The organism is Tamlana crocina (assembly GCF_012037625.1).
In genome coordinates, this window is record NZ_JAAVJS010000004.1 from 184,418 (window position 1) to 208,384 (window position 23,967).

Here is a 23,967-nt window from a genome sequence, read left to right on the forward strand (position 1 = left end):
CAAATAACAAACTTATGATAAAAAAATTATTACTCCTAACAACTTTAATTTTTTCATCAGCAACTCTTTTATCACAAACGGGAAGCCTGAAAGGTAAAGTGGTGTCTCATCAGAAAAAAAATTTAGAATACGTAAACGTATCTATAAAAAACTCCCGGCATGGAACCTTTACCAATAGTGCGGGGCAATACACTTTAAGTAATATTGAGCCGGGCGACTATACCTTACATATTTCGTATGTGGGCTATAAACCACAAGATTTGTCGGTTTCTATTAAGGCCAACCAAGTAACAAACGTGCCCGAAGTTGTTCTTTTAGAAGACCAAGAAAATTTAGGGGAAGTTATTGTTAACGGACACACCAACAAATACGCTGAGCGGGAAACTTCAACCTCACTTCGTTTAAAGGGCGAATTGGTAAAACTACCACAAAACATACAGGTAATTAGTAATGAACTGCTTTTAGACCAACAGGCTACCAACATGATGGATGGTATTATCCGTAACGTTAGTGGGGTTACCATGCTTGAGCACTGGGGGCATTTTGCCCGTGTAAATATGCGTGGTTTTAGGTTACCTGCTTTTAGAAATGGGGTTAACGTTCAGGATTCATGGGGGCCATTGTCTGAAGATATGAATACCGTAGAACGCATAGAGTTTGTAAAAGGCCCTGCCGGTTTTATGATGTCGGCGGGTGAACCTGGTGGCTTCTACAATGTAGTGACCAAAAAACCTACCGAAAAACGTATCGCACAAATATCGTTATCTGGTGGAAGCTTTGATTTTTACAGAGGAACCGTTGATTTAGGCGGAAAACTAACCGACGACGGAAAATTGTTGTACCGTTTCAATGGGATGTACCAAACTTCCGACAGTCACCGTGGCAATGAGGACGTAACCCGCTATGGCATCGCTCCATCTCTTACCTATAAATTCAGTGATAAAACCTCGATTACTACCGAAATGAATCTGCAACAGGCAGAGTCGTATATTGGTTCGGCATATATTTTTGCACCATCAAGTGCTGGGTATGCTAGTTTAGACCGAGATTTTAAATTCACCAATAACGATTATCCCGTAACCGATATTCAAGAGGTGACGTTCTTCACAAACGTAAAACATCAGTTTTCAGATAACTGGAGCGTTGAAGGACAATTGGCTTATTTACGATATGACCAAGTTGGGAATTCAACATGGCTAGTCGGTATTGAAGAAAATGGCGATGCCACGAGATACGTTTCAAAATGGGATGCCCTTTCGTTAGGAAAATACGCCCAAGTTTACATTCACGGGGCATTCAATACCGGAAGCATAACTCACAAAGTAATGGGTGGATTCGATTTTAGCGACAAGCAATATTGGGCCGATTGGTTTGAATCTTCCGTGGTTGATACCACTGCGCCTTTCAATATTTTCAATCCGGTTTATGGCGTAAGCCCAACACCAAATTTTGGCCGCTCGGTGCCCGTTCAATATAGAAACGGCGGCGACCCGTATGGGGCCAATTCAATAAGAGCCTACTATGCGCAAGACGAAATTGGCTTTATTGAAAACAAAATTAGATTAACCCTTGCCGGAAGATACACCAACCTGCACACTTTAGGGAAAGCCGAATCAGACAACGTAGTAACACCGCGCGTTGGCTTGAGTGCCGACATTATCCCCAACCTAACCGCTTATGCGTTATTCGACCAATCCTTTTTGCCCCAAAGCGGAATAAACAGTACAGGCGAATTGCTGAACGACCCCATTGAAGGTAAAGATATTGAAGGGGGAATAAAATTAAAGTTGTTTAACGGACACCTGAATACGTCGTTGGGTGTTTACAAAATCAACAAAAACAAAATATTGGTGGGCGACCCCGCGTTCCCAACTGAAAACTTTTCCATCTACTCCGGTAAAATTGAATCGAAAGGTATTGAGTTTGATGCCCAAGGACAAATCACTCCAGAACTTAACATCATCCTGAATTATGCCAATACCAATGTAGAGGACAAATCGGGAAGTTTGGTGGCCGGCCACTCGAAACATGTTACCAACGGATGGTTAAACTACAACTTTGCCGAAACTACAGCACTTCACGGATTTGGTGCATCGTTGGGTTACCAATACCAAGTAGACCGTTCCTCTTGGGCTTGGGCGGCCGATAACCAATCGGATTTGCCAGATTATTTCAGATTGGACGGAGCCCTTTCGTGGAAAAACAACAAAATGCGCATTCAGCTAAACGTTAATAATATTCTTGATGAATACCTGTACTCAGGATCTAACTACGGAAGCTACCTGTACTGGCAATCAGAGCCGGGCATCAACGGTAGGCTAACCGTTACATATAAATTTTAAAGACTTCAAATGTCAGCAATTTGAACATCAATTTTTTTGGTTTGTGCAGTCCTCTTTTCAACTAAGGGGACTGCCTTTTTAACATTATTAAATCACTCATTATGCAAAAAACATTAATTACTATCGTACTCATTGCCTTCACGGCTACCAAATCGTTTGCCCATTATCTTTGGGTTGAAACCGCCCCAACAGGACACATCGGAAAAGAACAACTTATAAAAGTCCACTTTGGCGAATACACCTATGGCGTTATTGAAAAAGTAAATGGCGACGCCTTTAATAACGTTAACCAATTTGATTTATGGGTTGTTGATGCCAAAGGCAACAAAACGGCCTTAAAAACCACAGCTCAAGACGATTATTATTTGGCCAAATTCACCCCAAAAGCAAATGGCACTTTTACCGTTATTTTGAACAATAATAAAATAGATGTTATTGATTATACTCAGTATGATTTCGGTATTTTCAAAACGCATTACCATTCCACAGCCAAATTTCAAGTTGGTAAAAATTCGAATGAAACCGTTGCCCTAAACGATTCGGGCATTGTGGTAAAAGACATTTCAAAAAGCAAAAACGAAGTAAAACTTCAAGTGTTGTTTAAAAATGAACCTTTAGCAAAAAATGAATTAAAGGTTTTTGTATCCGATTTATGGTCCAAAACCTTAGAAACAGACGAAAACGGCTATGTTTCCTTTAAACTGCCTTGGGAAACCAAATACATAATTGAAACCACCAAAAAAGAAGAAGTGCCCGGCAAATATAAAGACGAAGATTACGAATTTATTTGGCACTGTGCCACATACTCCATTCAATAATTTCACATGGCTTCAATAATTTTATTCCTTGTGTTTATAGCATTTTACGTGCTTTGCAACACCTCAAAAAAGGCTATTTTAAATCCCAATTTCGGGTTTGAAGGCTGGTTATCAAAACAACATAAAACAAGCAGGTTACTGGGGTTATTTATCCTGGTAATTTCCTGTTTGCTAAGTAGTATTTGGTTCGGCATAGGCACTGGCACATTATACTTTTTTATCGTTTTAATGACTTTAGGAAGCCTCATCGTGCTTTTAAACCCCATAAAATTATTGAAGCCTGCCGCCATATTGACCGTGTTCATTGTTTCACTTTGTTTCGAATTTTTAATTTTCAACTGATGCCCGCAAACCCAAAATACCTCTCATCCCCTTGGCAACGTGTTGCAAAAATATCAGCTGGTTTTATCGGTGGATATTTGGTAACCATCACGTTTCACATGGCGCTCTCTTTTTGGTTAAACCACGTAAACGTTATAATCACCGCCACATTTACAGGATTTATTTTATGGGCATCATTAATGGTCATTGCTTTTCTTTCAAAAAACGGATGGAAAATCTGGGGAATCTACCTGTTGCTTAGCCTACTTTTTTCTGCCATTATTTATATCGGTAAAATGTGCAATCCCATTATAAGTTAACCCATGAAAAACAGAGCTTACAACATTCTTTTTCATACCCATACCGTTAGTGGCATCGTCATCAGCGTAGTGCTTTACGTGATATTTTTCGCGGGTTCTTTTTCATTTTTTAGGGATGAAATTGTAAACTGGGAACGCAATGAATCGGTTGAAATCACAGACGATTTTACTATCGATTTTAATGCGACTTTAGATACGCTTAAAACCCGATATGATTTATACGGAAGGGATATTGAATTCAGAAAATATTACGTTCAGCAGCGTATTGGGGTGTCCCTTTCTGCTTCAAAAGATTCATTGGCTCCCGAAGAAGCCAAAAAACCGGAATTCTTCTATCTGGACACCAAGCAGTTTACACAACACACTTATCAAAATTCCTATTCGCTAGGCGAATTTTTATATCGTCTTCACTTTTTGGCGCAAATTCCTTATCCCGTTGGGTATTATCTCTCGGGTTTTGTGGCCTTCTTTTTTCTATTTGCCATCATCACCGGCGTTTTGGTACATTGGAAAAAAATAGTGTCGAATTTTTACGTGTTCCGTCCCTTAAAAAAGCTGAAAACTTTATGGACCGATGCCCATACGGCATTGGGCATGATTGGCTTGCCCTTTCAGTTTGTGTATGCCGTAACCGGTGCCTTTTTTATGATAAAATTGGTTTTGGTGGCGCCGAACGTTATGGTGCTATTTAATGGCGACCAAGCTAAATTTTATGAAGAATTAGGTTATAGTCATCCGCATTTTGAAATGGAAAATGACTCGCTCGAAACCTCAATAAACCTCAATCAGTTCATTGAAAAAACCAAAAATCAGTGGGATGATTTTAATATATCCGAAGTCCATATTTTTAACTACGGAAATGAAAACATGCACGTCTTAACTGATGGTCATTTAAACTATTCCGATAAATTTTCAGGTGTAGGAGAAGCCATTTATAAAGTAAGTGATGGCGAGCTCGTTTCACAAAAAATTCCCGAAACCAACAACTCGTATCTTGATGGTGTAAAAAATGCGCTTTACAGATTACATTTTGCCGATTATGGTAATTATGCTTTAAAAATCGTCAGTTTTGTTTTAGGGCTAATTTCGTGTTTTGTTATTATTTCTGGTGTCATGATTTGGCTCGTGGCCCGCAACAAAAAAAACATCCCCGAAAAGAAACGCCGTTTCAACCTTCGCGTGGTTCGTGTGTATTTAGCGGTTTGCTTAAGCATGTACCCCATCACGGCAGCTTCATTTATTGCGGTTAAAGTGTTTCAACCCGAAGGAAAAGCTTTTATTTACAGTTTCTATTTTATTGGCTGGTTGGTGCTTTCGGTATTTTTTATTTGGAAAAAAGAACTTGGTTTTATCAATAAATACACCCTGTTATCTGGAAGTATTTTAGGATTTATGGTTCCCATCACCAACGGTTTAGTGACACAAAATTGGCTTTGGAATGCGTTCGCTAACCAGCAATTTCAAATCTTTTTTATAGATGCCTTTTGGTTGGTTTTGGCCTCAACGACACTTTGGGTATTTTTTAAGCTAAGGAAAAAATACGTTTGACAAAAACGTTCGAATTTGTATTTAAAATAAGGATTGAGATAGTTTGAATTCTACATTCACAATGAAATTTTAACTTTATTGCATTCCAACTTCTAAAAACCCCAATTCGGACAATCTCATATTAATCTTTATTGAAAAGTCTTGATTGCCGATTAACTTTCAACTCCGTCTCTTTGATCAATTGTTAATTTCAAAGTTAAGTTTTTGTTCTAAAGTTAAAAGCATGCATATTAAAACCCGGTCTTCAATAAAGGCGTGGATATTCAAATCGTGCTCAAAATAATGTAGTTTTTCCAATAAAATCCTAAATGAAGAAGCATTGGTTTCAGGCGGTTTGTACCTTGAAAGCACACATATAACCTCATACAATTCAGCTATAGTATCGGAATGTTCTTCAATGAAATGATTAATTGAATTATTTCGAAAAAATTCAATTAAAAACGACAACTCCTTCCGGAAGTAAACCGCTTTGTAAAGTTTCTTCGCATACAGGAATATACCTTCTTCTTCTTCCTTAAAATGAGTTTCTAAATCCACTTTGTATTTAAAGTAAAACTTATGTAAAACATTTTTTAGTGCATGATGCTCAGGGTAATTATTAAGTAAATTGGAAATACTCTGCCCTATTTCAGGCAAAATTTTGCTCCTGTAATAATTATGAGACCGTTCTAAATAATCTATTATGGTAAGGACTGAATATTTTGAAAACATATCAATATCAACCTCTTTGTAGTTGCAAAACACGTTTAAAACATCTACCAAAAAATCCGGATTAATCTCGGTTAACGCAGTGTTGTTTAAAATTTTATCTTGACTAAATGAGTCAATTTCAAACCTATTAAACACATGCTCTGTAATCCTGAACTGAGAAGTTACTTCTCGTGGTGAAATATTGTTGGTAATCATAACCTTTCATTTTATTTAACAACTTCTTTTTTCTATCTGCCTTTAATCATCAAAAATTCTTAACTAACCATCTCCACTTAAATTCTATTTTTTTCCTTAAATCCTAACAGCTATTCGCTTAGCAAAGGGTTTGTTATAACAAAATTTTAATAAGATTTGGTTTTATTTAGAATAATTCTAAATAATATAATTATATTTGTGTCAAATTTATTAAGATTCATTCTAAATAACAAAATAAAATTTTAAAATTACTCGAATGGAATTGCTATACCAAAATGAGTACGGTGCCAGTTACGCTTTAGAAAACAGTTTTGACAGTGAAATAAAATTTCAAATTGTTATTGGCTCTGTAGGTATGTTTCTAACACAAAAAGATATTGACGAATTACAAGATTTAGTTCAAGACTGTAAAACAGAAAGCCTAAGAAACAAAAAAAACTATGATACTATATGGAAGCATACTTGTTTCGCAGACGTACGTATAAAACTTAACCAACCTCTTTTGCACCTACTTGAAGACCTTGTTAATGGCACCCATTTTGTAATAAATATGAACGCGACTTTACGGAAAAACAAAATCAATTAAACACATGACACACCTAGTTGAAGATTTAAAAGCCCCCTATACAGATATAAAAAACTTGGCTAGCCAACTAAGTTGCCCCAACGGAGATGAAGGCATAGCTATTGGAAAAATAATGAACCAGTCTAACCAAAACATGGTATTACAGAGTATAAAAGCTCTAAATTTAGAAGAAAAAAATAGAGTTCTGGAACTAGGTCACGGTAATGCAGCACATGTACCTCACTTAATGAAGCAAGCTATAGACCTCCGTTATTTTGGAATGGAAATATCGAGCACCATGAAACAACAAGCCGAACAGAACAATACCAGGTTAATTAAAAAAAAATGGGCTTTGTTTCAGTTATACGATGGTAAAAATATTGATTACGTTCCAAAATTTTTTGATAGAATTCTCACAGTAAATACCATCTATTTTTGGGAAAAACCTCTAGAATTCCTTAATGAAATGTTCAGGCTATTGAAGCCTGAAGGTTTGTTCGTTTTAACTTTTGTAGACAAAGACTTTATGGAGAGACTTCCTTTTGTCTCCGAGCAAATATTCAACCTTTACAATACACCAAAACTCAAAAAATTAATTGAGCAAACCCAATTTAAAACGGTTAGCATAAAAAGCCAAGTAGAGCCAGCGTTAAGCAAAACAGGTGAAATGGTTAATAGGGAATATACCATTGTAGCACTAACTAAATAAACCAAGGTCTTTTGCTTTGTTTTACTTGATGGGCCGCTGCAATTAATAATTCAACAAATTGTTCTTGGTCCAAATCTTCAAGGGTTTTCAATGGAATGGAGCGTACTTGTTTGCGGTTGTGGTTATATTTCAAAATAGGGAAATCATTTTCCAACAACACGCCCTGTACAAAGGCCACATCAACATAATCCGTTCCTTTTAAGATATTCAAATACAGCAAAGGTTTCTTATCGATGTTATAAAACGGAATTTTATAACTGTACCGCTCCACTACTTCAGGCAACGTATTCAAAATCACGCTCCGCACATAAAGCATTATGGATTGGTACGGTTCTTTTTGACTAAGAAAATAGTGGTCAACGGGTTTCACGATCAATAAGTAAATTATTTTAATCCCTATTTTTTTCCTGGATTTTCCGAACAATGGCGGTTGCAGCCTTTCGGGTAACCAACCTCGGAATAACCGCCAAAAATTTATTGAACCTTCCAGGGATGGCATACACTTTCCCCTTAAGCATGGCCTGATAACCATACAAAGCCACCTCTTTGGCCGATGCCATATTAAATGTAATTTTATTATCGGAAGCTGCCTCTGAAACCGTTTTTTGAAAATCGGTTTTTGTTGGCCCCGGGCACAACGCTGTAACCGTTACACCTGTACCCTTGAGCTCGTTAGCAATGGCTTCAGAAAAAGATAACATATAGCCTTTTGAAGCGTAATAGATTGACATTAATGGTCCGGGTTGAAAGGCCGCCAGAGAAGACATATTCAATATTTTCCCCGAACCCCGCTTTACCATACCTTCTAGTACCAATTTGGTTAAATGCGTACTGGTTAAAATATGAAGATGCAACATTTTAGACTCGCGTTCCCAATCGGTATCCACAAATGAGCCGAAGAGGCCAAAACCCGCATTATTTATCAAGACATCAATGGATACGTTACCAATTTCATCCATAATTTCTTGTGCCACGTTTTGCAAACTCAAATCTTTAACCAAAGTATCCACTTCTACATTATGGGTGTCTTGTATTTCGGTTTTAACATCGGCCAATCGGTCGGAATCAATATCAACCAAAAACAACTTATAACCATCGTTTGCCAAAAGCAAAGTTAGCTCGTACCCCAAACCAGAAGCGGCTCCTGTTACCAAAGCTGTTTTCGTCATAAACTAAATTAAGTGGATTATGGCCGCAAAGTTATTCCTTTTCATCTACATAATCTTGCAAATACGAAAAACGTTTTGTGAGTTTTCCGTTTTCGGTGATTTTGGCACGTTGCAAAAAACCATTTTTATCTCCATTGAAAAAGGCCGGGATAACGTGCTGTAAAAACATATCGCCAAACCCTTCGCTGGCATCACTTGGCAGTTCGCAGGGTAAATTATCTACAGCCATTACGGTTATGGCATTATCGTTTTGGTAATCCACTTCACTTTCGGTTTGTGGGTCGTAACCATAAATCGGGTTTTCGATGGTTGAAGCCCGAAGCGTTGTTGCCACAGGTCCATCTACATCGCAACTGATATCGGCCACCACTTTAATATTGAAATCGACCGATTTCACATCTTCTCGGGTATACAAATATGGTGCACCGTCGCCATAAAAATGTCCAGCAATATAAAAATCGGCTACTTTGGCGAATCGCATAAAGTTAGATTCGTAACGTTCTGGATGGTTAAAAAAGTCGAAAACATCGGTTGCGTTAGTCCCATCCAAACGTTTGTTATAATCCAACACATCAATTTTGCAGTACACGGGTTCTGCAAAGTGTTCTTCTATAAATTCATCAACAGTAACTGGCTTTATGCCCATGGCATCTAATATTTCCTGTGCGCCATTCGATACTTTTCCGCTACCCGTTAGCAGTATTTTTATATTCGGCACATCGAGCTCTTTCAATTTAGAAATAAGTGCTGCTTGATTAGGCAACTTACCCGCTTTGGGCAATTCCCATGAATTGTACTTTAAGCCCCAAGCCCGAAATCCATTATAGGTTCCAACAACACCAGCGTAATATCCGAAACCAATTAACCGAAATCCTTCTTTGTTGACAATAGTTTCGTGGTCGTAAAGCTCGATGTTTTTATCTAAAATAGCCTTTAGCAACTTTCGGTTGTAAGGTTGCTTTTTTATGGTGTGCGAAAAGAAAAAATATTTTTTATTGGGAATAAGTGCCTCAACGGGCACTTCTTTTACCCCAATCATAACGTCGCAGTCTGATACGTTTTGGGTAACCTCAAAACCTGCTTCGCGATATTCATCGTCAATAAACACGCGAATATCTGAAGCTTCCACCTTAAATTCGGCTTTTGGGAATTTGGCTTTGGCTTCTTTTAATCTTGTAGGCGAAAATACCACGCGACGGTCGGGCGGATTTTTACGTTCTTTTATAATAGCAAATTTCATATTGTGGTTTTTAGGCTCCTAAAAGAGGTAAATGCTTTAATTTATGGTAAGTCAATGCCAAGGCTATACAGTGCTTCAGTTCGTTTTCGGGAACTTTTTCGTCCAGTTTGAACACAATACCCCTGTGGCCTTCAAAGGTAAATGTGCTTTTATAAATGGTTTTGAATGTTGGTACCAACCTCGACGTGCACTGAAAATACATGGCGTATTGGTTGGGTTTTTTCGCTTTCCAGTCCATACGCAAAGTACTGCCGTGTTTGGTAACGTAACTGGGCTCGCCCCATTTTAGGGTTTCTTCGAGTTTTTCAAGGCCTTGAATTTCTGAGGCGGTTTTTATCACCAATTCCCGTAAATAATACATTTGTTGACTTACCGATTTCGGGTAGTCTTTAAAAACGCTTTCTACTTTTGGGTTACTGACAATTTGCATGTAATTGGAAACTGGAATAATATTTGCTCTAATTTAACGGGATTTAAAATGATTTACAAACTTTTTGATACCTTTGCTGCCCGCGTTAAGGATTGAAACGATATCCTTTTGCTTTTGGCAAAAGATTTAGTGAAAAGCCTGACCCGATAGGGTAACGCCATTACTATTTTAATTGGGGTCGACTGGTTTTGACAGCGAGATTAATTAAATGGTAAGCACGTCGTGTAATGGTTTTGAAACACGTAAAAGGCTAGACCAAATTTTAAACGGCGAGAATAACTACGCTTTAGCTGCATAATCTGAATTATAGTAAGATTGGCCTAGGTACACAAGGTGTACAAGCTAAATGTCTCCAGAAAGCCTTGGTTAGTGGCGTTCTCCCGATAACTATCGGGATTAGAGGCATCGTAAAAATTGACCAAGATTTGGCAGCGCTTTGATGCCATTTCGAGATTAAAAAGCTAAGTTGTAAGTAGGTGGTCTTTTGCCAGCTTGCAATCGAAAAATCAAGTTTAGACTAAACGTGTAGAAAGCCCTTTGGTTACTTGTTTGGACGAGGGTTCGAATCCCTCCGACTCCACAGAAACCCCTTGAATTCACAGGCAATTCAAGGGGTTTGTTTTTTAACGCTTCTATTAAAAGTAATAATCCCCGTCATTTTCCAAAAGATCTATTTACTACTACGATTTATTATTATATTTATCATTACAATTATTTTCAGTATTTAACTGAAAATAATTGTCCGTTTGAAAAATATGAACTGAAAATTTATGATTTTATCAATTTCATTAAGCACAATATTTATCACACTTGGAGCGATTCATTTTAATTGGGTAGTTGGAGGCACATTCGGTTTTGCGGAATCGCTACCTACAAAGGAAAGTGGCGAAAGAGTTTTAAACCCTAAAAAAATGGATAGCGCAATAGTTGGAACTGGATTGACTCTGTTTGGTGTTTTTTACATTTTTAAATCTGGGATGACCGAAAACATTCTGCCGAATTGGCTTCTGGAATATGGCGGATGGGTAATACCAATAATATTTATTTTGAGAGCCATTGGCGAGTTTAAATATGTTGGCTTTTTCAAAAGCGTGAATAAAACAGATTTTGCAAAACTAGACACCAAATTATACTCCCCACTTTGTTTGGTAATGGGTGTGATGGGAATAGCTATTCAACTCCGGCTGTTTTAAAAAAGTTGGCTGGCCAAAATAAAAAACCCGTATAAACTAACATGTATACGGGTTTTTTGATGAAAGAAAATTAAGTGGACTAACTAACTCGTTGCTTGTTCTTGATTTTTTCAAGCAACATTAATTCCTTTTGAATTTCTTCTTTCCGTTTATTGAATTTTTCAACTTTTTCGTCAATCATAGCTTGGTAGGCCAAACGCCTTTGACGCCTAAGTTCCTGTTTTTCGAGTTCATTCTTTTTTTCACGGTTCTGCTTGATTTTCTCGCGATAAACCGACAAATATGAATACCCGTACATGCTTAAAAATAAAAGGGCTATTATTCCTAAAATTACATATCCGTTTTCCATGTTTTTTAAAATTATTAACCTAAAAAGGCTGATGACTGAAAATATTTCAAAAATCATTTAAGTATTCTGCTATTAATTAGTAAAGGATATATAAAATTAAGAAATCGATAATCCTCCGAAAAATAAAAAAGGTGAACGACTTAAAAAGTAGTTGAATGTAAAACTAACTGTCTTTTAGGAGAGTAATTGACATTATTTTGATTTGGCGGAAGTATATGCGCCCTAAAATTTAAACCTAAGAAAAGGTACGGTGAAGTATAAAAAAAGAGACCGTCTAAAAAAGTTTTGGAAGTCATTTTACAATCAGCAACTTGATTTAAAATTGCTCAACAAAGATGTAAATGACATTTTTTTAGACAGCCTACATAAAAAAGTTATTCTTTGTCAACAACATCGCCGGTCCATTCCAGCATGCCGCCTTCAAGGTTATAGGCGTTTTCAAAGCCCAGTTGCTCCATTATTTGGCAGGCCTTACCACTTCGGTTGCCCGAACGACAGTATACGTAGTAGTTTTTACTTTTGTCCAGTTCTTCTATTTCATCAATAAACTCCTGGCCCTTATAAATATCAATATGAATGGCGTTAGGAATAATGCCTTCTGCAACTTCATCATCGGTTCTTACATCTAAAACCACTGCATTGTCATCGTTTGCCAATTGCTCTGCCCACTCTTCTTGTGTTAAATCTTCCATGTATTCTAATTAAAATTGTTCTTTACAAAATTAGCACTTCTACCGTAATAGACGAAAAAAATCACCGCCAATTACAACCACCAACAACAGTGGGCTACCAATAATTTATTGACAGAAAAATTTGGAGCGTTTTTTGTTGTTCTATCATAAAACAACTTTTTAATCATTATTTTTGCGACAAAATTTATTTGATTTTGAATAAACTACAGGTTTTACTTTTCACGCTTTTATTGGGATTAGTTACAACGAATCTTTTTTACGGACAAACCAAAAAGAAAATCCAAATTGAATATGCCGGAAAACTGACCATTGACGAAGAGCGTTATCCGGGCGCAAAAATATTAACCCGCGACGATGCCCAACAGGTACACGTTGAACACAATGGTGCAAACATGTGGTGCGATAAGGCCATCCATTATAGTAAAGAAAATTTTATTGAAGCCTACGGAAACGTGACTATCAAGCAAGGCGACACCATCAACATGGCCTCTAAGTATGTAGAGTACAGCGGCATTACCGAACTGGCCTTTGCCCATGGCGATGTGGTTTTAACCGACCCAAATTCAACTATAACTACCGATACACTTTATTTTGATAAACTGAACGAACAGGCTTTTTATAAAAGTGGTGGCACTGTGGTAAAAGATTCCTCTGGGACGATTACCAGTAAAATTGGGCGCTATTACATGGCTCAAAAAAAATATCAATTCGTTGAAGATGTGGTTTTGGTAAATGATGAATCGACCATAAACTCCAATTATTTCGATTTTTATTCCGATACAGGGCATGCTTATTTATTCGGCCCATCCACCATCACCACCGAAACGAGCAAAACCTACTGCGAAAAGGGATTTTACGATACCGAAAACAATGTGGGTTACGCTCTAAAAAATGCTAAAATTAATTATGACAACCGCATTATTGAAGGTGACAGCCTATATTTTGATGATGCCAAAAGTTTTGCTTCGGCCAGTAATAATATAAAAGTCACCGACACCATAAACAACAGTATTATAAAAGGTCATTACGCCGAAGTTTTTAAAGAAAAAGATTCAGTTTTTATTACCAAACGTGCATTGGCCATTACGGTTCAGGAAAACGATTCGGTTTACATACACGCCGATAAAATCATGGTGACCGGAAAACCAGAAAACCGAATTATCAATGCGTACTACGGTGCAAAAATGTATAAATCGGATATGAGCGGAAAGGCCGACTCCATTTACTCCAACCAAAAAACGGGCCTCACGAAATTGATTAACATAGGCAAATTTACAACCGGTGACAAATTTTCAGTGAAACGAAAACCTGTTTTATGGAACATGGAAAACCAAATGACAGGCGATACCATCCATTTAATTTCGAATAACGAAACCGAAAAAATTGATTCGTTGTTGGTTTTTAACAACGCGTTTATCATCAGTCAGGATACCATTAGCAAAACGGGGTACAACCAAATTAATGGTTTAAGTTTGGTCGGTCTTTTTAATGATGAAAACCAATTGCGTCAAGTTGATATTACCAAAAATGCACAATCTATTTTCTATGCCCGTAATGACAAACAAGAACTTATTGGTATCGACAAAGCTAAATCGGGCAGTATTTCGATGCTTTTTTCAAACGGAGATATTGAAGAATACACCAGACTAAACCAAGTGGACGGGAATTTATATCCAGAATCAAAATATCCCGAAAAGGAAAAATTTCTAAAAGGCTTCGACTGGCGGGAAGAAGAACGCCCAAAAAGTGTTGAGGATTTATTTAAAGACGACGAACCTTATAATCTCCCCAGTATAAAAGGATTAGACGACTACGTTCCCCAAGATGCCTTTTTCAACGAAGCTATGATGGAACGGATTGAGCAGGCGGGCCAAATCTCCCCAACACTTATCAGTTCAAGTATTATAGCCAGTAAAGAAAATAATTTGTTAAAATTCCCTAATAATTATGAGTCAAATATTTGGGATAAAATAGGTCTCAGAGTTCTTAATGTGAACGAAATTGCTCCCAACGGAGATAAAATATCACAAAAGCTTAAAACCAAAACGGACAAAACATATAGCTATCGGTGTATCATTCAAACCATAAAAGAGGCAACTGGAACTTTTGAATTTTCAGTTTGGTTAAAAGGGCAAGGTAAAATATCCTTAAAACTTCAAGAAGCAGGTGGAGATTACTCCAACTATGTGAGCTCGGAAGTCACTCTGACTAAATACTGGAAAAAACATACCGTAACCTCCCAAAAAGACCAAGACAACAATAACCTAAGAGCTGTACTAATAGGTATAGACGAAAACGATGATTTTTTACTTTGGTCTCCTGCATTGATAAAATTGATTGATTAAGATGCAACAAGAATTCCTAAAATACCAAGCACAAACCTCGCCCCATCCCTTGGCCATGGAAATCTCGCATGCCAAAGGTTCATTTATTTACGATACCAACAATAAAGCGTATTTAGATTTTGTTGCAGGAGTTTCAGCTACGCCCTTGGGGCACAACCACCCCAAAGTGATTGATGCCATAAAAAAGCAATTGGACCAATACATGCATGTAATGGTTTATGGAGAATACATCCAAAAACCAGCAGTTGAACTCACCAAACTTTTGTACAAAAATTTGCCCGAACCTTTAGAAAAAACCTATTTGACCAATTCGGGCACTGAGGCTATCGAGGGCGCCTTAAAACTAGCCAAACGAGCTACGGGGCGAACCGAAATAATCGCGGCCAAAAATGCTTACCATGGAAACACCATGGGCTCGATGAGTATTATGGGCTACGAAGATCGTAAACAAGCCTTCCGACCATTATTGCCCGATGTAAAATTCATCCAGTTCAATGATGAGGAAGACCTTAATCAAATAACCACCAAAACCGCATGTGTTATTTTGGAAACCATTCAAGGTGGCGCTGGTTTTATTGAACCTGAAAACAATTATCTTAAAAAAGTACAGGAGCAATGCCACAAAGTCGGTGCGCTTTTTATTTTAGACGAAATTCAACCTGGCATTGGCCGCACTGGAAAACTCTTCGGTTTTGAAAACTACAACTGCCAACCCGATATTTTAGTTACCGGAAAAGCTTTGGGCGGCGGCATGCCCATTGGCGCTTTTACAGCCTCCAAAGAATTAATGGATTTACTGCGAGACAACCCAAAATTGGGCCATATTACTACATTTGGAGGTCACCCGGTTATTGCTGCTTCAGCTTTGGCGACATTAAAAGAAGTTACCGAAAGTAACTTAATGCAGCTAGTTCTTGAAAAAGAACAACTATTCAGGTCGCTTTTGGTTCATCCATTAATCAAAGAAATAAGGGGAAAAGGCTTAATGCTCGCCCTCATCCTTCCTTCATCAGAAATTACAAACCAACTCATTTTAGACTGCCAAGATGCCGGATTAATTCTTTTTTGGCTCCTTTTCGAAACAAAAGCAGTAAGAATTACGCCACCACTAACCATCTCAAATGAAGAAATAAAACATGGATGTAAGGTCATTTTGGAAATTCTGACTAAAATACAGGAGCAACAAACAAAACAATAAAACACTGAAAATCAACAAACAAACATCAAAAACCAATTAAGTGTTGATTATTTTGTTAAAAACATTTGACCAAATCATCAAAAAAGAACAAATAGAGCCTTAAATTTATTCAAGTAGAACCTCACAAATGTGCGTATGGAGTTTAGTCATAACGACAACAACAATTTGCCGCTTACCAAGTTTGAATCAATGTTGAAAACAAATCATGTTTTATTTTTTGATTCGGAAGAGTTTGAAAACATTATTCACCATTACCTTAACCAAGGAAAAATCGCTTTAGCCAAAAAGGCCATTAAGTTAGGATTGGGGCAACACCCTACTTCCGTTAACTTAAGGCTATTTAAAGTGGAGGTTTATGTTTTTGAGGATAAAATAGAGGAAGCGGATGCCTTACTGAACGAACTTTATAACATCGACTCTACAAACGAGGAAATCTACATCCAAAAAGCCAATATTTTTTCAAAACAAGATAATCACGAAAAAGCTATCGAGGTCTTGAAAAAAGCCTTAACGCTCACTGATGATACTGTAGACCTCTATTCTTTAATCGGCATGGAATACCTGTTTCTTGATGAGTACGAGAACGCCAAGAAATATTTTATGAAATGTCTTGAGGCCGATATCGATGACTATTCGGCGCTTTATAACATTATTTATTGCTTCGAGTTTCTGAATCAATACGAAGACGCCATTTCATACTTAAACTTGTTTTTAGATAAAAACCCGTATTGCGAAGTAGCTTGGCTCCAACTGGGCAAGCAATACCTTATGCTTGAGGACTATGATAAAGCACTCGCTGCCTTCGATTTTGCAATTATTTCAGACGACACTTTTGTTGGAGCTTATTTGGAGCGCGGCAAAGTTTTGGAAAAATTGAAACGCTACGAAGAAGCCATTGAAAACTATTCCGTTACCTTAAAATTGGACGACCCCACCTCGTTCGCCTTACTCCGTATTGGCCATTGTCACGAAAGATTGAAAAACAATGAATTGGCTTTGCAGTACTTCGACAGAACGGTTCACGAAGACCCGCTTTTAGATAAAGGTTGGATTGCCATCACCAAATACTACAAGAAAAGACACAATTTTCAGAAAGCACTATACTACATAAATAAAGCCATTAATATCGATTCTGAAAATGTGCAGTATTGGAAACTCTACTCACAAATAAACCAGCGATTGAATTTATTCGAGGAAGCCGAACGTGGTTTCAAAAAAACCCTCGAATTGGGCAACTACGAATTGAATACGTGGTTATCTCGTGCCGACTTATTGGTTAAATTAGGTGAATTGGAAGGTGCCATTTTTAATTTGGAACAAGCCCAGGATTTTTATCCAGAGAATGCCGAAATAGAATATCGCCTAGCTGGAGCCCATTTTTCCCTAAACCAAAACAACAAAGGCTTATTTTATTTGAAAAACGCGTTAAAGCTCAATGAAGATTTTAGTTTTATTCTCGACGAACTTTTTCCAGACGTTATCAATAAAATAGCTGTAAAAAAATTGCTTAAAGCCAATCTTTAATCCACCTTTTAAAGTAAAATACATACCTTTGGTTTTTGCTTAAAAAACCGAGTATGCAAAGACGATTAATTGACTATCTTGTTATTTCATTAAAAGGGCTGGCCATGGGAGCCGCCGATGCCGTTCCTGGGGTTTCAGGTGGCACCATCGCATTTATTTCAGGCATTTACGAAGAGTTGATAGACACCATAAGCAATGTCAATGCCTCTCTATTTAAAACCCTGTTTAAAGAAGGGATTAAGCCTTTTTGGCAGCAATTAAATGGTAACTTTTTGGTAGCTCTTCTTTCGGGAATCGTCATCAGTTTTGTATCGTTTATGCGCTTGGCAAAATATCTTTTGGAATATCATCCCATTTTAATTTGGTCGTTCTTTTTTGGGCTCATCATCGCCAGTATTTATTTTGTGGGCAAACAAGTTACTAAATGGAATATCGGTAGCATTTTCAGTTTTGTAATTGGCGCCGCCGTGGCATTTTATATTAGCAAATTACCAACCTTGGCCACAAACGAAAACATGTGGTTTTTATTTTTAGCCGGTGCTATTGCCATCTGCGCCATGATTTTGCCGGGCATTTCGGGTTCTTTCATTTTAATTATTCTAGGTGCTTACAAAACTTTGAGCAACGCCATACATGACGTTGATATTAAAAAACTACTCATTTTTATCTCTGGTGCTGTTATCGGCCTACTTAGCTTTAGTCATGTTTTAAAATGGCTCTTTAAAAATTACCATAACGCTACTTTAGCGGTATTAACAGGGTTTATTTTTGGATCATTAAACCGGGTGTGGCCTTGGAAAAATACGTTAACATGGCATACCAATTCTAAAGGTGTAAAAACACCATTGATCCAAGAAAGCATCTCCCCGTTGGCTTTTGAAGGCAATAATCAACTCGTTTTTGCTATATTTTTAATGATTTTAGGCTTTTTAACTATTTTTATTCTTGAACGGCTAGGCTCTAAAAAATAAACATGCAAAGCACCAGAACATTTAGCGACAGATTGTTTTTAGTCCTGAAAGGATTGGGCATGGGGACGGCTAATAAAGTGCCCGGTGTTTCTGGTGGCGTCGTCGCTTTTGTCGCTGGCTTTTACGAAGAGTTTATTTACTCCTTGAAAAAAGTAAACGGCAAAGCGTTTAGGCTACTCATCAACGGGCGTTTCAAAAGTTTTTACAGATACATTAATGGACGCTTTTTGGGGCTCCTTTTCTTAGGAATGGTGATTAGTTATTTTAGTGTTTCGAAATTATTGGACTATTTGATTGAACATTACGAACTCTACGTTTGGAGTGTTTTCTTCGGAATGATTATCGGTTCCATTTATTACATCAACAAAGACTTTAAGGACTGGAATTACAGAACCTACACCGCCATGGCTATTGGCATTATTTTGGGTGCCGGCATCAGTTTTTTGAATCCCGCCAAGGAAAACGACAATTTATGGTTTGTTTTTTTCTGCGGAATCATTAGCGTTTCGGGCATGACACTTCCTGGCTTTTCAGGATCTTTCATCCTCATTCTTATAGGAAATTATGTACTGCTTTTGGTCGATTCGGTAAACGCTTTGTACGATACCTTTTCCGATATTTTTAAAGGCGATTTCAGTTTTACCGAAAACACCGAACGCATCAGGATGCTCACCGTTCTCGCCGTTTTTACCTTAGGTTCGGTTACGGGTTTGGTCACCTTTTCACATGTGCTCAGTTATATACTAAAGCACTACAAAAGCATTACATTGGCTTCTATTATTGGTTTTATTATAGGCTCGCTGGGTGTGGTATGGCCATGGAAAAAAACCATTTATAAAACGGCCACCGATGGCAGTTTTATACTCGATTCCGCCGGACAAAAAGTAACACAAAACTACCAACGTTATATCCCCGAAGCCCAAACCGAAACTTATTATGCCATTGGTTTCATCCTTTTGGGCGTGGCCATTGTTTTGGCTTTGGAATGGTACGGACAAAAAACAAGAAAGATAAAATGAACAAACTAGGACTTTTAGGCAGAAACATTTCATATTCATTTTCAAGATCATATTTCAAAAAAAAATTTGAAAACGAAGGCATTGAAAACACCACTTATGATAATTTCGACATTGAAAACATTGACCGTTTTCCTTCAATCATTAAGAATACCAAAGGCTTAAAAGGCCTTAATGTTACCATTCCGTACAAACAAGAAGTAATGCCTTTTTTGGATAAAATCAATAAAAAAGCCAAAGAAATCGGAGCGGTAAACACCATAAAAATCACAAAAAAAGGAAAACTTGTCGGCTATAACACGGATTGCTACGGTTTTAAAAACTCACTGAAACCACTACTGAAACCGCAGCACAAAAGCGCATTAATTTTAGGTACGGGCGGTGCCAGCAAGGCCGTTGCTTACAGCTTGAAGGAGTTGGGCATTTCGTATCATTATGTTTCGCGAAAGCTTTCCGAAAACGTAAGCTTCAGTTACGATACGCTAACCGAAAACGATATAAAAAACCACCAAATCATCATCAACTGCTCGCCAGTGGGCACATTTCCAAATATTGAGGACTGTCCCAACATTCCTTATAACGGTATTTCCAAACATCATATTTTATACGATTTAATCTATAACCCGGAAGAAACTTCATTCCTTAAAAAAGGGAAAGAAAACCAAGCAACAACTATTAACGGACTGAAAATGCTAGAGTTACAAGCCGAAAAAGCCTGGAAAATCTGGAACCTCGAATAAAATCAGTATAATTCCATTAAATCTTTTTCAACAACTTTGTAAATACTTTACTTGTTAGTATCTTTAAGGTTCTTATAAACAAAGCGAACCTTAACATTTTTAAAAATGTCTGATATTAATAAACCACAGGATGCCGACGGTGTTGAAAACACTAATCCTAACGAAAACCCATCTGGATTAGACCACAACAAGGCCAACAGCGAAAACTCGAATGCCGATCAAGAATCTGCTAAGGAAGCCTCTGCCGTTTCTGAAGAAAATACTGCTGAAACTGCGAATGTTTCAAATGAATCTGCTTCAAATGAGGACGACGAGGTTTTGAATGAAATTGAGGAATCGAACGCTGAAGATGCCGAAGACGAAGGCAACAAAGACCGGCATACCATTGAGGTGAAAGCCTACGATACCATGTCGTTGGAAGCCCTGGCCATCGAGTTGGAAAAACTGCTTAAAAATGAAAAGGTTCAGGCTATTAGAAATCACGTGAGCCAAATCAATGCCGAATTTAAAACCAAATTTCAGGCACTGGTTGATGAGAAGAAAGAAGATTTCATTAATGATGGTGGCAATGAAATAGACTTTTATTACTCATCGCCCGTTCAAAAACGATACAAAACAGCGTACCGTGATTACCGAAAAAAGTTAAACGAGCACTATCAAAATTTAGAAAAAAACCTAAAACAAAATCTTAACGATAAGCTTGAAATTATTGAAGAATTAAAAGGGCTTATTGATGTTGAAGAAAACATTAATTCCACTTACAAACACTTTAAAGAGCTTCAGGAACGTTGGAGAAATACGGGGCCTATTCCACGTGATAAATATAACAATGCTTGGAACAGCTACCACCACCATGTAGAAATGTTTTACGACTTTTTACATTTAAACCGTGATTTGCGTGATTTGGACTTTAAGCACAATCTTGAAAAGAAACTTTTAATTATCGAACGCGCTGAAGAATTGGACAAAGACGACAATGTGATGCGGGCGTTTAGGGAGTTGCAGGAACTCCATAAAATGTGGAAAGAGGAATTAGGGCCAGTAGCACGAGAGCACCGCGAAGAGATTTGGAACCGTTTTAAAGCGGCCACAAAAATCATCAACGATAAACGTCAACTTTATTACAAGGAAATCGATAAGGTCCACGAAAAAAACCTTGAAAAAAAGCTGGATATTATTGCCAAAATTGATGCCGTAACAGCTCAAGATGGCAATACACACGGCGCATGGCAAAAGAAAATAAAAACTATTGAAGCCTTGCGCGAAGCGTTTTTCAATGCCGGTAAAGTACCCATTAAAGTGAACGAAGACACTTGGGCAAAATTTAAAGATGCCGTTAGGACTTTTAACAGAAATAAGAACGCCTTTTATAAAAGCTTAAAGAAAGAACAGTACAAAAACTTACAGCTTAAGCTCGATTTAATCAAAGTTGCGGAAGACAATAAGGATAGCGAAGATTTCGAAACCGTTACGCCTTTGATGAAAAAAATTCAGAGTGATTGGAAAAAAATCGGGCATGTGCCCAGAAAGGACAGCGATAAAATTTGGAAACGTTTCAAAGCGGCCTGTAACCATTATTTTGACCGCATTCACGCCAAACGAAATGCAGCCAGCAAAGAACAATTTGAAGCATTCAATAAAAAGAACGATTTCTTAAATTCACTTAAAGATCTTAAGCTACCTAAAGACAAAGAAAAAAGTCTAGAGCTGATAAAAGAACAGATTGCCCAATGGCAAACTTTCGGAAAAGTAGCCAACGACAAGCGCTTTATCGAAAGTAAGTTCCAAAAAATGGTTGATGATTTATTGGGCGGATTGGATATACCGAAGAACGATATCGAAATGATTAAGTTCGAAAACAAAATTGAAACACTCAATGCTTCGGATAACAACCGAGATTTAGACAACGAGCGTACCTTCATTAGAAAGAAAATTGACGAGGTAAAAAGCCAAATCAATCAATTGGAAAACAACCTTCAATTTTTCACCAATGTGGAAGACGACAACCCTGTGGTAAAAGAAGTTAAAGACAATATAAAAGCCCAAAAGGAATCGCTAACCCTTTGGGAGGAAAAACTGAGTAAAATTAAGGAGCTTTTCTAAAACCTAGTTTATTATCTTCAAATTAAAATTGGACTTACTATATTTGACTGGACATTAAGTTGAGGGAATAACAGTTACATAGTTTACCTTTGAATTATATCAAAACACAAAAGAAATTACACAACAGACTTTAAGAAAAAAGCTGTAGAATTAAGTTATGCTAGAGGCAGTATAGCCCAAGTATGTAGAGAATTGGATATTCCTTCCTCAGTACTGAGCCGTTGGCGAAGAGAATTTAGTGAATATGGTAAAAACAGTTTTCCAGGGCGCGGTAAGCCAAAATTAACAGAAGAACAACGGGAGATTGCCAACTTGAAGAAACAATTAAAAGATATGCAATTAGAACGTGATATCTTAAAAAAGGCGATCAGCAAAATACCCAAAAACAGTGTTTTCTCCTCTTAATATCAAATCTCCGAGAGCGACAGGAAAAATTTAGGTTCATAAAACACCATAAGTTTAAGTTTCCAGTTGAGAAGATGTGCAGTACATTAGGGGTTAGCAAAAGCGGGTATTATAATTGGTTGAAACCAGGCCCAGCCAAGCGATGGTTAGAGAACGAAGCTGTATCCCTAGAAATACATGATATTTTTCAAGATAGTTTTGAGAGTTACGGAGCTCCAAGAATTAGGATTGAATTGTTAAAACGAGGTTATCGTATTTCCGGATCTAGAGTCGCTAGACTGATGAGGGCCAATAAATTATTTGCCAGAAGAAGACGTAAATTTATAGTCACTACAGATGCTGACCACAACTATCCTATAGCCCCTAATATCTTGGATCAAAATTTTTTAGTTGATAGAGAAAATCAAGTTTGGGTCTCGGACATTACTTAGTATACAAACTGGTCAAGGCTGGATGTATTTGACTGTCATTATAGACCTGTTTCATAGAAAAGTTGTAGGATGGTCAATGAGCCAAACATTAAGTACTAGTGACACTATCATTCCTGCTTTCAATATGGCTGTAGCATCAAATACTATTACTGAAGAACTTATATTCCATTCTGATAGAGGAACTCAATACGCTAGTTATAAATTTACCAATATCTTAAAAAGCTATAAGGGACTTATAAAACAATCTATGAGCAGGAAAGGAAACTGCTGGGATAATGCAGTAGCTGAAAGTTTCTTTAAAAGCTTAAAGGTAGAATGGGTGTATAAACACAATTACTGGCTTAGGTCAGATGCTGAGCTATCTATATTTCAATGGATAGAAACTTGGTATAACAGAAGAAGAATAAACTCTTCTTTAGGGTATAAATCTATAGAAGTGTTTAAAACAGAAATGTTTAATCAAAAAGTAGCTGCATGACTCTTATCTAATTGTCCACTTTTTTATTGGCAGTATCTCACTAAGTGTGTAAAGTTTAAATATCGAGGGTTGCAACCCTCGATATTTTTTTTTGTTTAATTTTAAATTTTATACACTTATGAAGAAAGAAGATTTTCTGAACGATGATTTTTTA

At 37.3% G+C, this 23,967-nt stretch carries 22 protein-coding genes, 1 other RNA gene and 1 pseudogene; 16 read left to right on the forward strand and 8 right to left on the reverse strand.

Features of this window, described 5'->3' with window-relative positions; all coding sequences use genetic code 11:
* Nucleotides 1–14 precede the first annotated feature (14 nt).
* Nucleotides 15–2,342: a TonB-dependent siderophore receptor gene (locus tag HC176_RS04295; protein ID WP_167916946.1), complete on the forward strand. Its 2,328-nt coding sequence runs from the start codon at nucleotides 15–17 to the stop codon at nucleotides 2,340–2,342.
* Between the two features lie 101 nt (nucleotides 2,343–2,443).
* On the forward strand, nucleotides 2,444–3,160 hold the full coding sequence (locus tag HC176_RS04300; RefSeq protein ID WP_167916947.1) for a DUF4198 domain-containing protein: 717 nt from the start codon (nucleotides 2,444–2,446) through the stop codon (nucleotides 3,158–3,160).
* A gap of 44 nt (nucleotides 3,161–3,204) precedes the next feature.
* Here the strand turns inward: HC176_RS04300 and HC176_RS04305 are convergent, their stop codons facing one another.
* Nucleotides 3,205–3,465 carry a hypothetical protein gene (locus HC176_RS04305; RefSeq protein ID WP_167916948.1) on the reverse strand — a complete coding sequence of 87 codons (261 nt, stop codon included), beginning with the start codon at nucleotides 3,463–3,465 and terminating at the stop codon, nucleotides 3,205–3,207.
* A gap of 36 nt (nucleotides 3,466–3,501) precedes the next feature.
* Between HC176_RS04305 and HC176_RS04310 the strand changes: the two genes are divergently transcribed.
* Both HC176_RS04310 and HC176_RS04315 read left to right on the forward strand, forming a co-directional pair.
* Entirely contained in the window at nucleotides 3,502–3,801 is a 300-nt protein-coding gene (locus tag HC176_RS04310) for a hypothetical protein (RefSeq protein ID WP_167916949.1), read from the forward strand.
* A 3-nt stretch (nucleotides 3,802–3,804) separates the two neighbouring features.
* Nucleotides 3,805–5,349, forward strand: a complete 1,545-nt coding sequence (locus HC176_RS04315; RefSeq protein ID WP_167916950.1) for a PepSY-associated TM helix domain-containing protein — start codon at nucleotides 3,805–3,807, stop codon at nucleotides 5,347–5,349.
* 177 nt (nucleotides 5,350–5,526) lie between these two features.
* On the opposite strand, the gene HC176_RS04320 is transcribed toward HC176_RS04315, so the two are convergent.
* A complete protein-coding gene (locus tag HC176_RS04320; protein ID WP_167916951.1) occupies nucleotides 5,527–6,255 on the reverse strand; it encodes a hypothetical protein in 729 nt (242 codons plus the stop codon).
* Between the two features lie 256 nt (nucleotides 6,256–6,511).
* Between HC176_RS04320 and HC176_RS04325 the strand changes: the two genes are divergently transcribed.
* Nucleotides 6,512–6,841, forward strand: coding sequence for a hypothetical protein (locus HC176_RS04325; protein WP_167916952.1), 330 nt, complete (start codon nucleotides 6,512–6,514; stop codon nucleotides 6,839–6,841).
* Nucleotides 6,842–6,845: 4 nt separating this feature from the next.
* Nucleotides 6,846–7,529: a class I SAM-dependent methyltransferase gene (locus HC176_RS04330; RefSeq protein WP_167916953.1), complete on the forward strand. Its 684-nt coding sequence runs from the start codon at nucleotides 6,846–6,848 to the stop codon at nucleotides 7,527–7,529.
* On the opposite strand, the gene HC176_RS04335 is transcribed toward HC176_RS04330, so the two are convergent.
* The 4 genes from HC176_RS04335 to HC176_RS04350 are packed head-to-tail and all read right to left on the reverse strand — an operon-like array spanning nucleotide 7,522 to nucleotide 10,368.
* Entirely contained in the window at nucleotides 7,522–7,899 is a 378-nt protein-coding gene (locus HC176_RS04335) for a DUF1801 domain-containing protein (protein WP_342448663.1), read from the reverse strand. The genes HC176_RS04330 and HC176_RS04335 overlap by 8 nt on opposite strands.
* Nucleotides 7,900–7,918: 19 nt before the next feature.
* Nucleotides 7,919–8,698 carry an SDR family NAD(P)-dependent oxidoreductase gene (locus HC176_RS04340; protein ID WP_167916955.1) on the reverse strand — a complete coding sequence of 260 codons (780 nt, stop codon included), beginning with the start codon at nucleotides 8,696–8,698 and terminating at the stop codon, nucleotides 7,919–7,921.
* Between the two features lie 31 nt (nucleotides 8,699–8,729).
* Nucleotides 8,730–9,938, reverse strand: a complete 1,209-nt coding sequence (locus HC176_RS04345; RefSeq protein WP_167916956.1) for an NAD(P)-dependent oxidoreductase — start codon at nucleotides 9,936–9,938, stop codon at nucleotides 8,730–8,732.
* A 10-nt stretch (nucleotides 9,939–9,948) separates the two neighbouring features.
* On the reverse strand, nucleotides 9,949–10,368 hold the full coding sequence (locus HC176_RS04350) for a DUF1801 domain-containing protein (RefSeq protein ID WP_167916957.1): 420 nt from the start codon (nucleotides 10,366–10,368) through the stop codon (nucleotides 9,949–9,951).
* Between the two features lie 174 nt (nucleotides 10,369–10,542).
* On the opposite strand from HC176_RS04350, the gene ssrA reads away from it, so the two are divergent.
* Both ssrA and HC176_RS04360 read left to right on the forward strand, forming a co-directional pair.
* Nucleotides 10,543–10,951: a transfer-messenger RNA gene (gene ssrA / locus HC176_RS04355) on the forward strand.
* A 187-nt stretch (nucleotides 10,952–11,138) separates the two neighbouring features.
* Nucleotides 11,139–11,561 carry a DUF3995 domain-containing protein gene (locus HC176_RS04360; RefSeq protein ID WP_167916958.1) on the forward strand — a complete coding sequence of 141 codons (423 nt, stop codon included), beginning with the start codon at nucleotides 11,139–11,141 and terminating at the stop codon, nucleotides 11,559–11,561.
* Between the two features lie 79 nt (nucleotides 11,562–11,640).
* Here the strand turns inward: HC176_RS04360 and HC176_RS04365 are convergent, their stop codons facing one another.
* Nucleotides 11,641–11,910 carry a hypothetical protein gene (locus HC176_RS04365; RefSeq protein WP_167916959.1) on the reverse strand — a complete coding sequence of 90 codons (270 nt, stop codon included), beginning with the start codon at nucleotides 11,908–11,910 and terminating at the stop codon, nucleotides 11,641–11,643.
* 374 nt (nucleotides 11,911–12,284) lie between these two features.
* Nucleotides 12,285–12,602 carry a rhodanese-like domain-containing protein gene (locus HC176_RS04370; RefSeq protein WP_167916960.1) on the reverse strand — a complete coding sequence of 106 codons (318 nt, stop codon included), beginning with the start codon at nucleotides 12,600–12,602 and terminating at the stop codon, nucleotides 12,285–12,287.
* A gap of 194 nt (nucleotides 12,603–12,796) precedes the next feature.
* Here HC176_RS04370 and HC176_RS04375 point away from each other — a divergent pair, with 194 nt between their 5' ends.
* From HC176_RS04375 to HC176_RS04410, 8 genes and pseudogenes are all read left to right on the forward strand, one after another.
* Complete coding sequence (locus tag HC176_RS04375; protein WP_167916961.1) at nucleotides 12,797–14,947, forward strand: OstA-like protein; 2,151 nt, start codon at nucleotides 12,797–12,799, stop codon at nucleotides 14,945–14,947.
* Between the two features lies 1 nt (nucleotide 14,948).
* Nucleotides 14,949–16,145 (forward strand): aspartate aminotransferase family protein, encoded by a 1,197-nt coding sequence (locus tag HC176_RS04380; protein ID WP_167916962.1) that lies wholly within the window; start codon nucleotides 14,949–14,951, stop codon nucleotides 16,143–16,145.
* Between the two features lie 135 nt (nucleotides 16,146–16,280).
* Nucleotides 16,281–17,669: a tetratricopeptide repeat protein gene (locus HC176_RS04385; protein WP_167916963.1), complete on the forward strand. Its 1,389-nt coding sequence runs from the start codon at nucleotides 16,281–16,283 to the stop codon at nucleotides 17,667–17,669.
* A gap of 53 nt (nucleotides 17,670–17,722) precedes the next feature.
* On the forward strand, nucleotides 17,723–18,640 hold the full coding sequence (locus HC176_RS04390) for a polyprenyl-phosphate transporter (RefSeq protein WP_167916964.1): 918 nt from the start codon (nucleotides 17,723–17,725) through the stop codon (nucleotides 18,638–18,640).
* A gap of 2 nt (nucleotides 18,641–18,642) precedes the next feature.
* Nucleotides 18,643–19,659 (forward strand): DUF368 domain-containing protein, encoded by a 1,017-nt coding sequence (locus HC176_RS04395; RefSeq protein ID WP_167916965.1) that lies wholly within the window; start codon nucleotides 18,643–18,645, stop codon nucleotides 19,657–19,659.
* Nucleotides 19,656–20,396: a shikimate dehydrogenase family protein gene (locus tag HC176_RS04400; RefSeq protein ID WP_167916966.1), complete on the forward strand. Its 741-nt coding sequence runs from the start codon at nucleotides 19,656–19,658 to the stop codon at nucleotides 20,394–20,396. The genes HC176_RS04395 and HC176_RS04400 overlap by 4 nt, the downstream gene beginning before the upstream one ends.
* A gap of 105 nt (nucleotides 20,397–20,501) precedes the next feature.
* Nucleotides 20,502–22,499, forward strand: coding sequence for a DUF349 domain-containing protein (locus HC176_RS04405; protein ID WP_167916967.1), 1,998 nt, complete (start codon nucleotides 20,502–20,504; stop codon nucleotides 22,497–22,499).
* Between the two features lie 93 nt (nucleotides 22,500–22,592).
* A pseudogene (locus tag HC176_RS04410) lies at nucleotides 22,593–23,813 on the forward strand (IS3 family transposase).
* The last annotated feature ends 154 nt before the right edge of the window (nucleotides 23,814–23,967 follow it).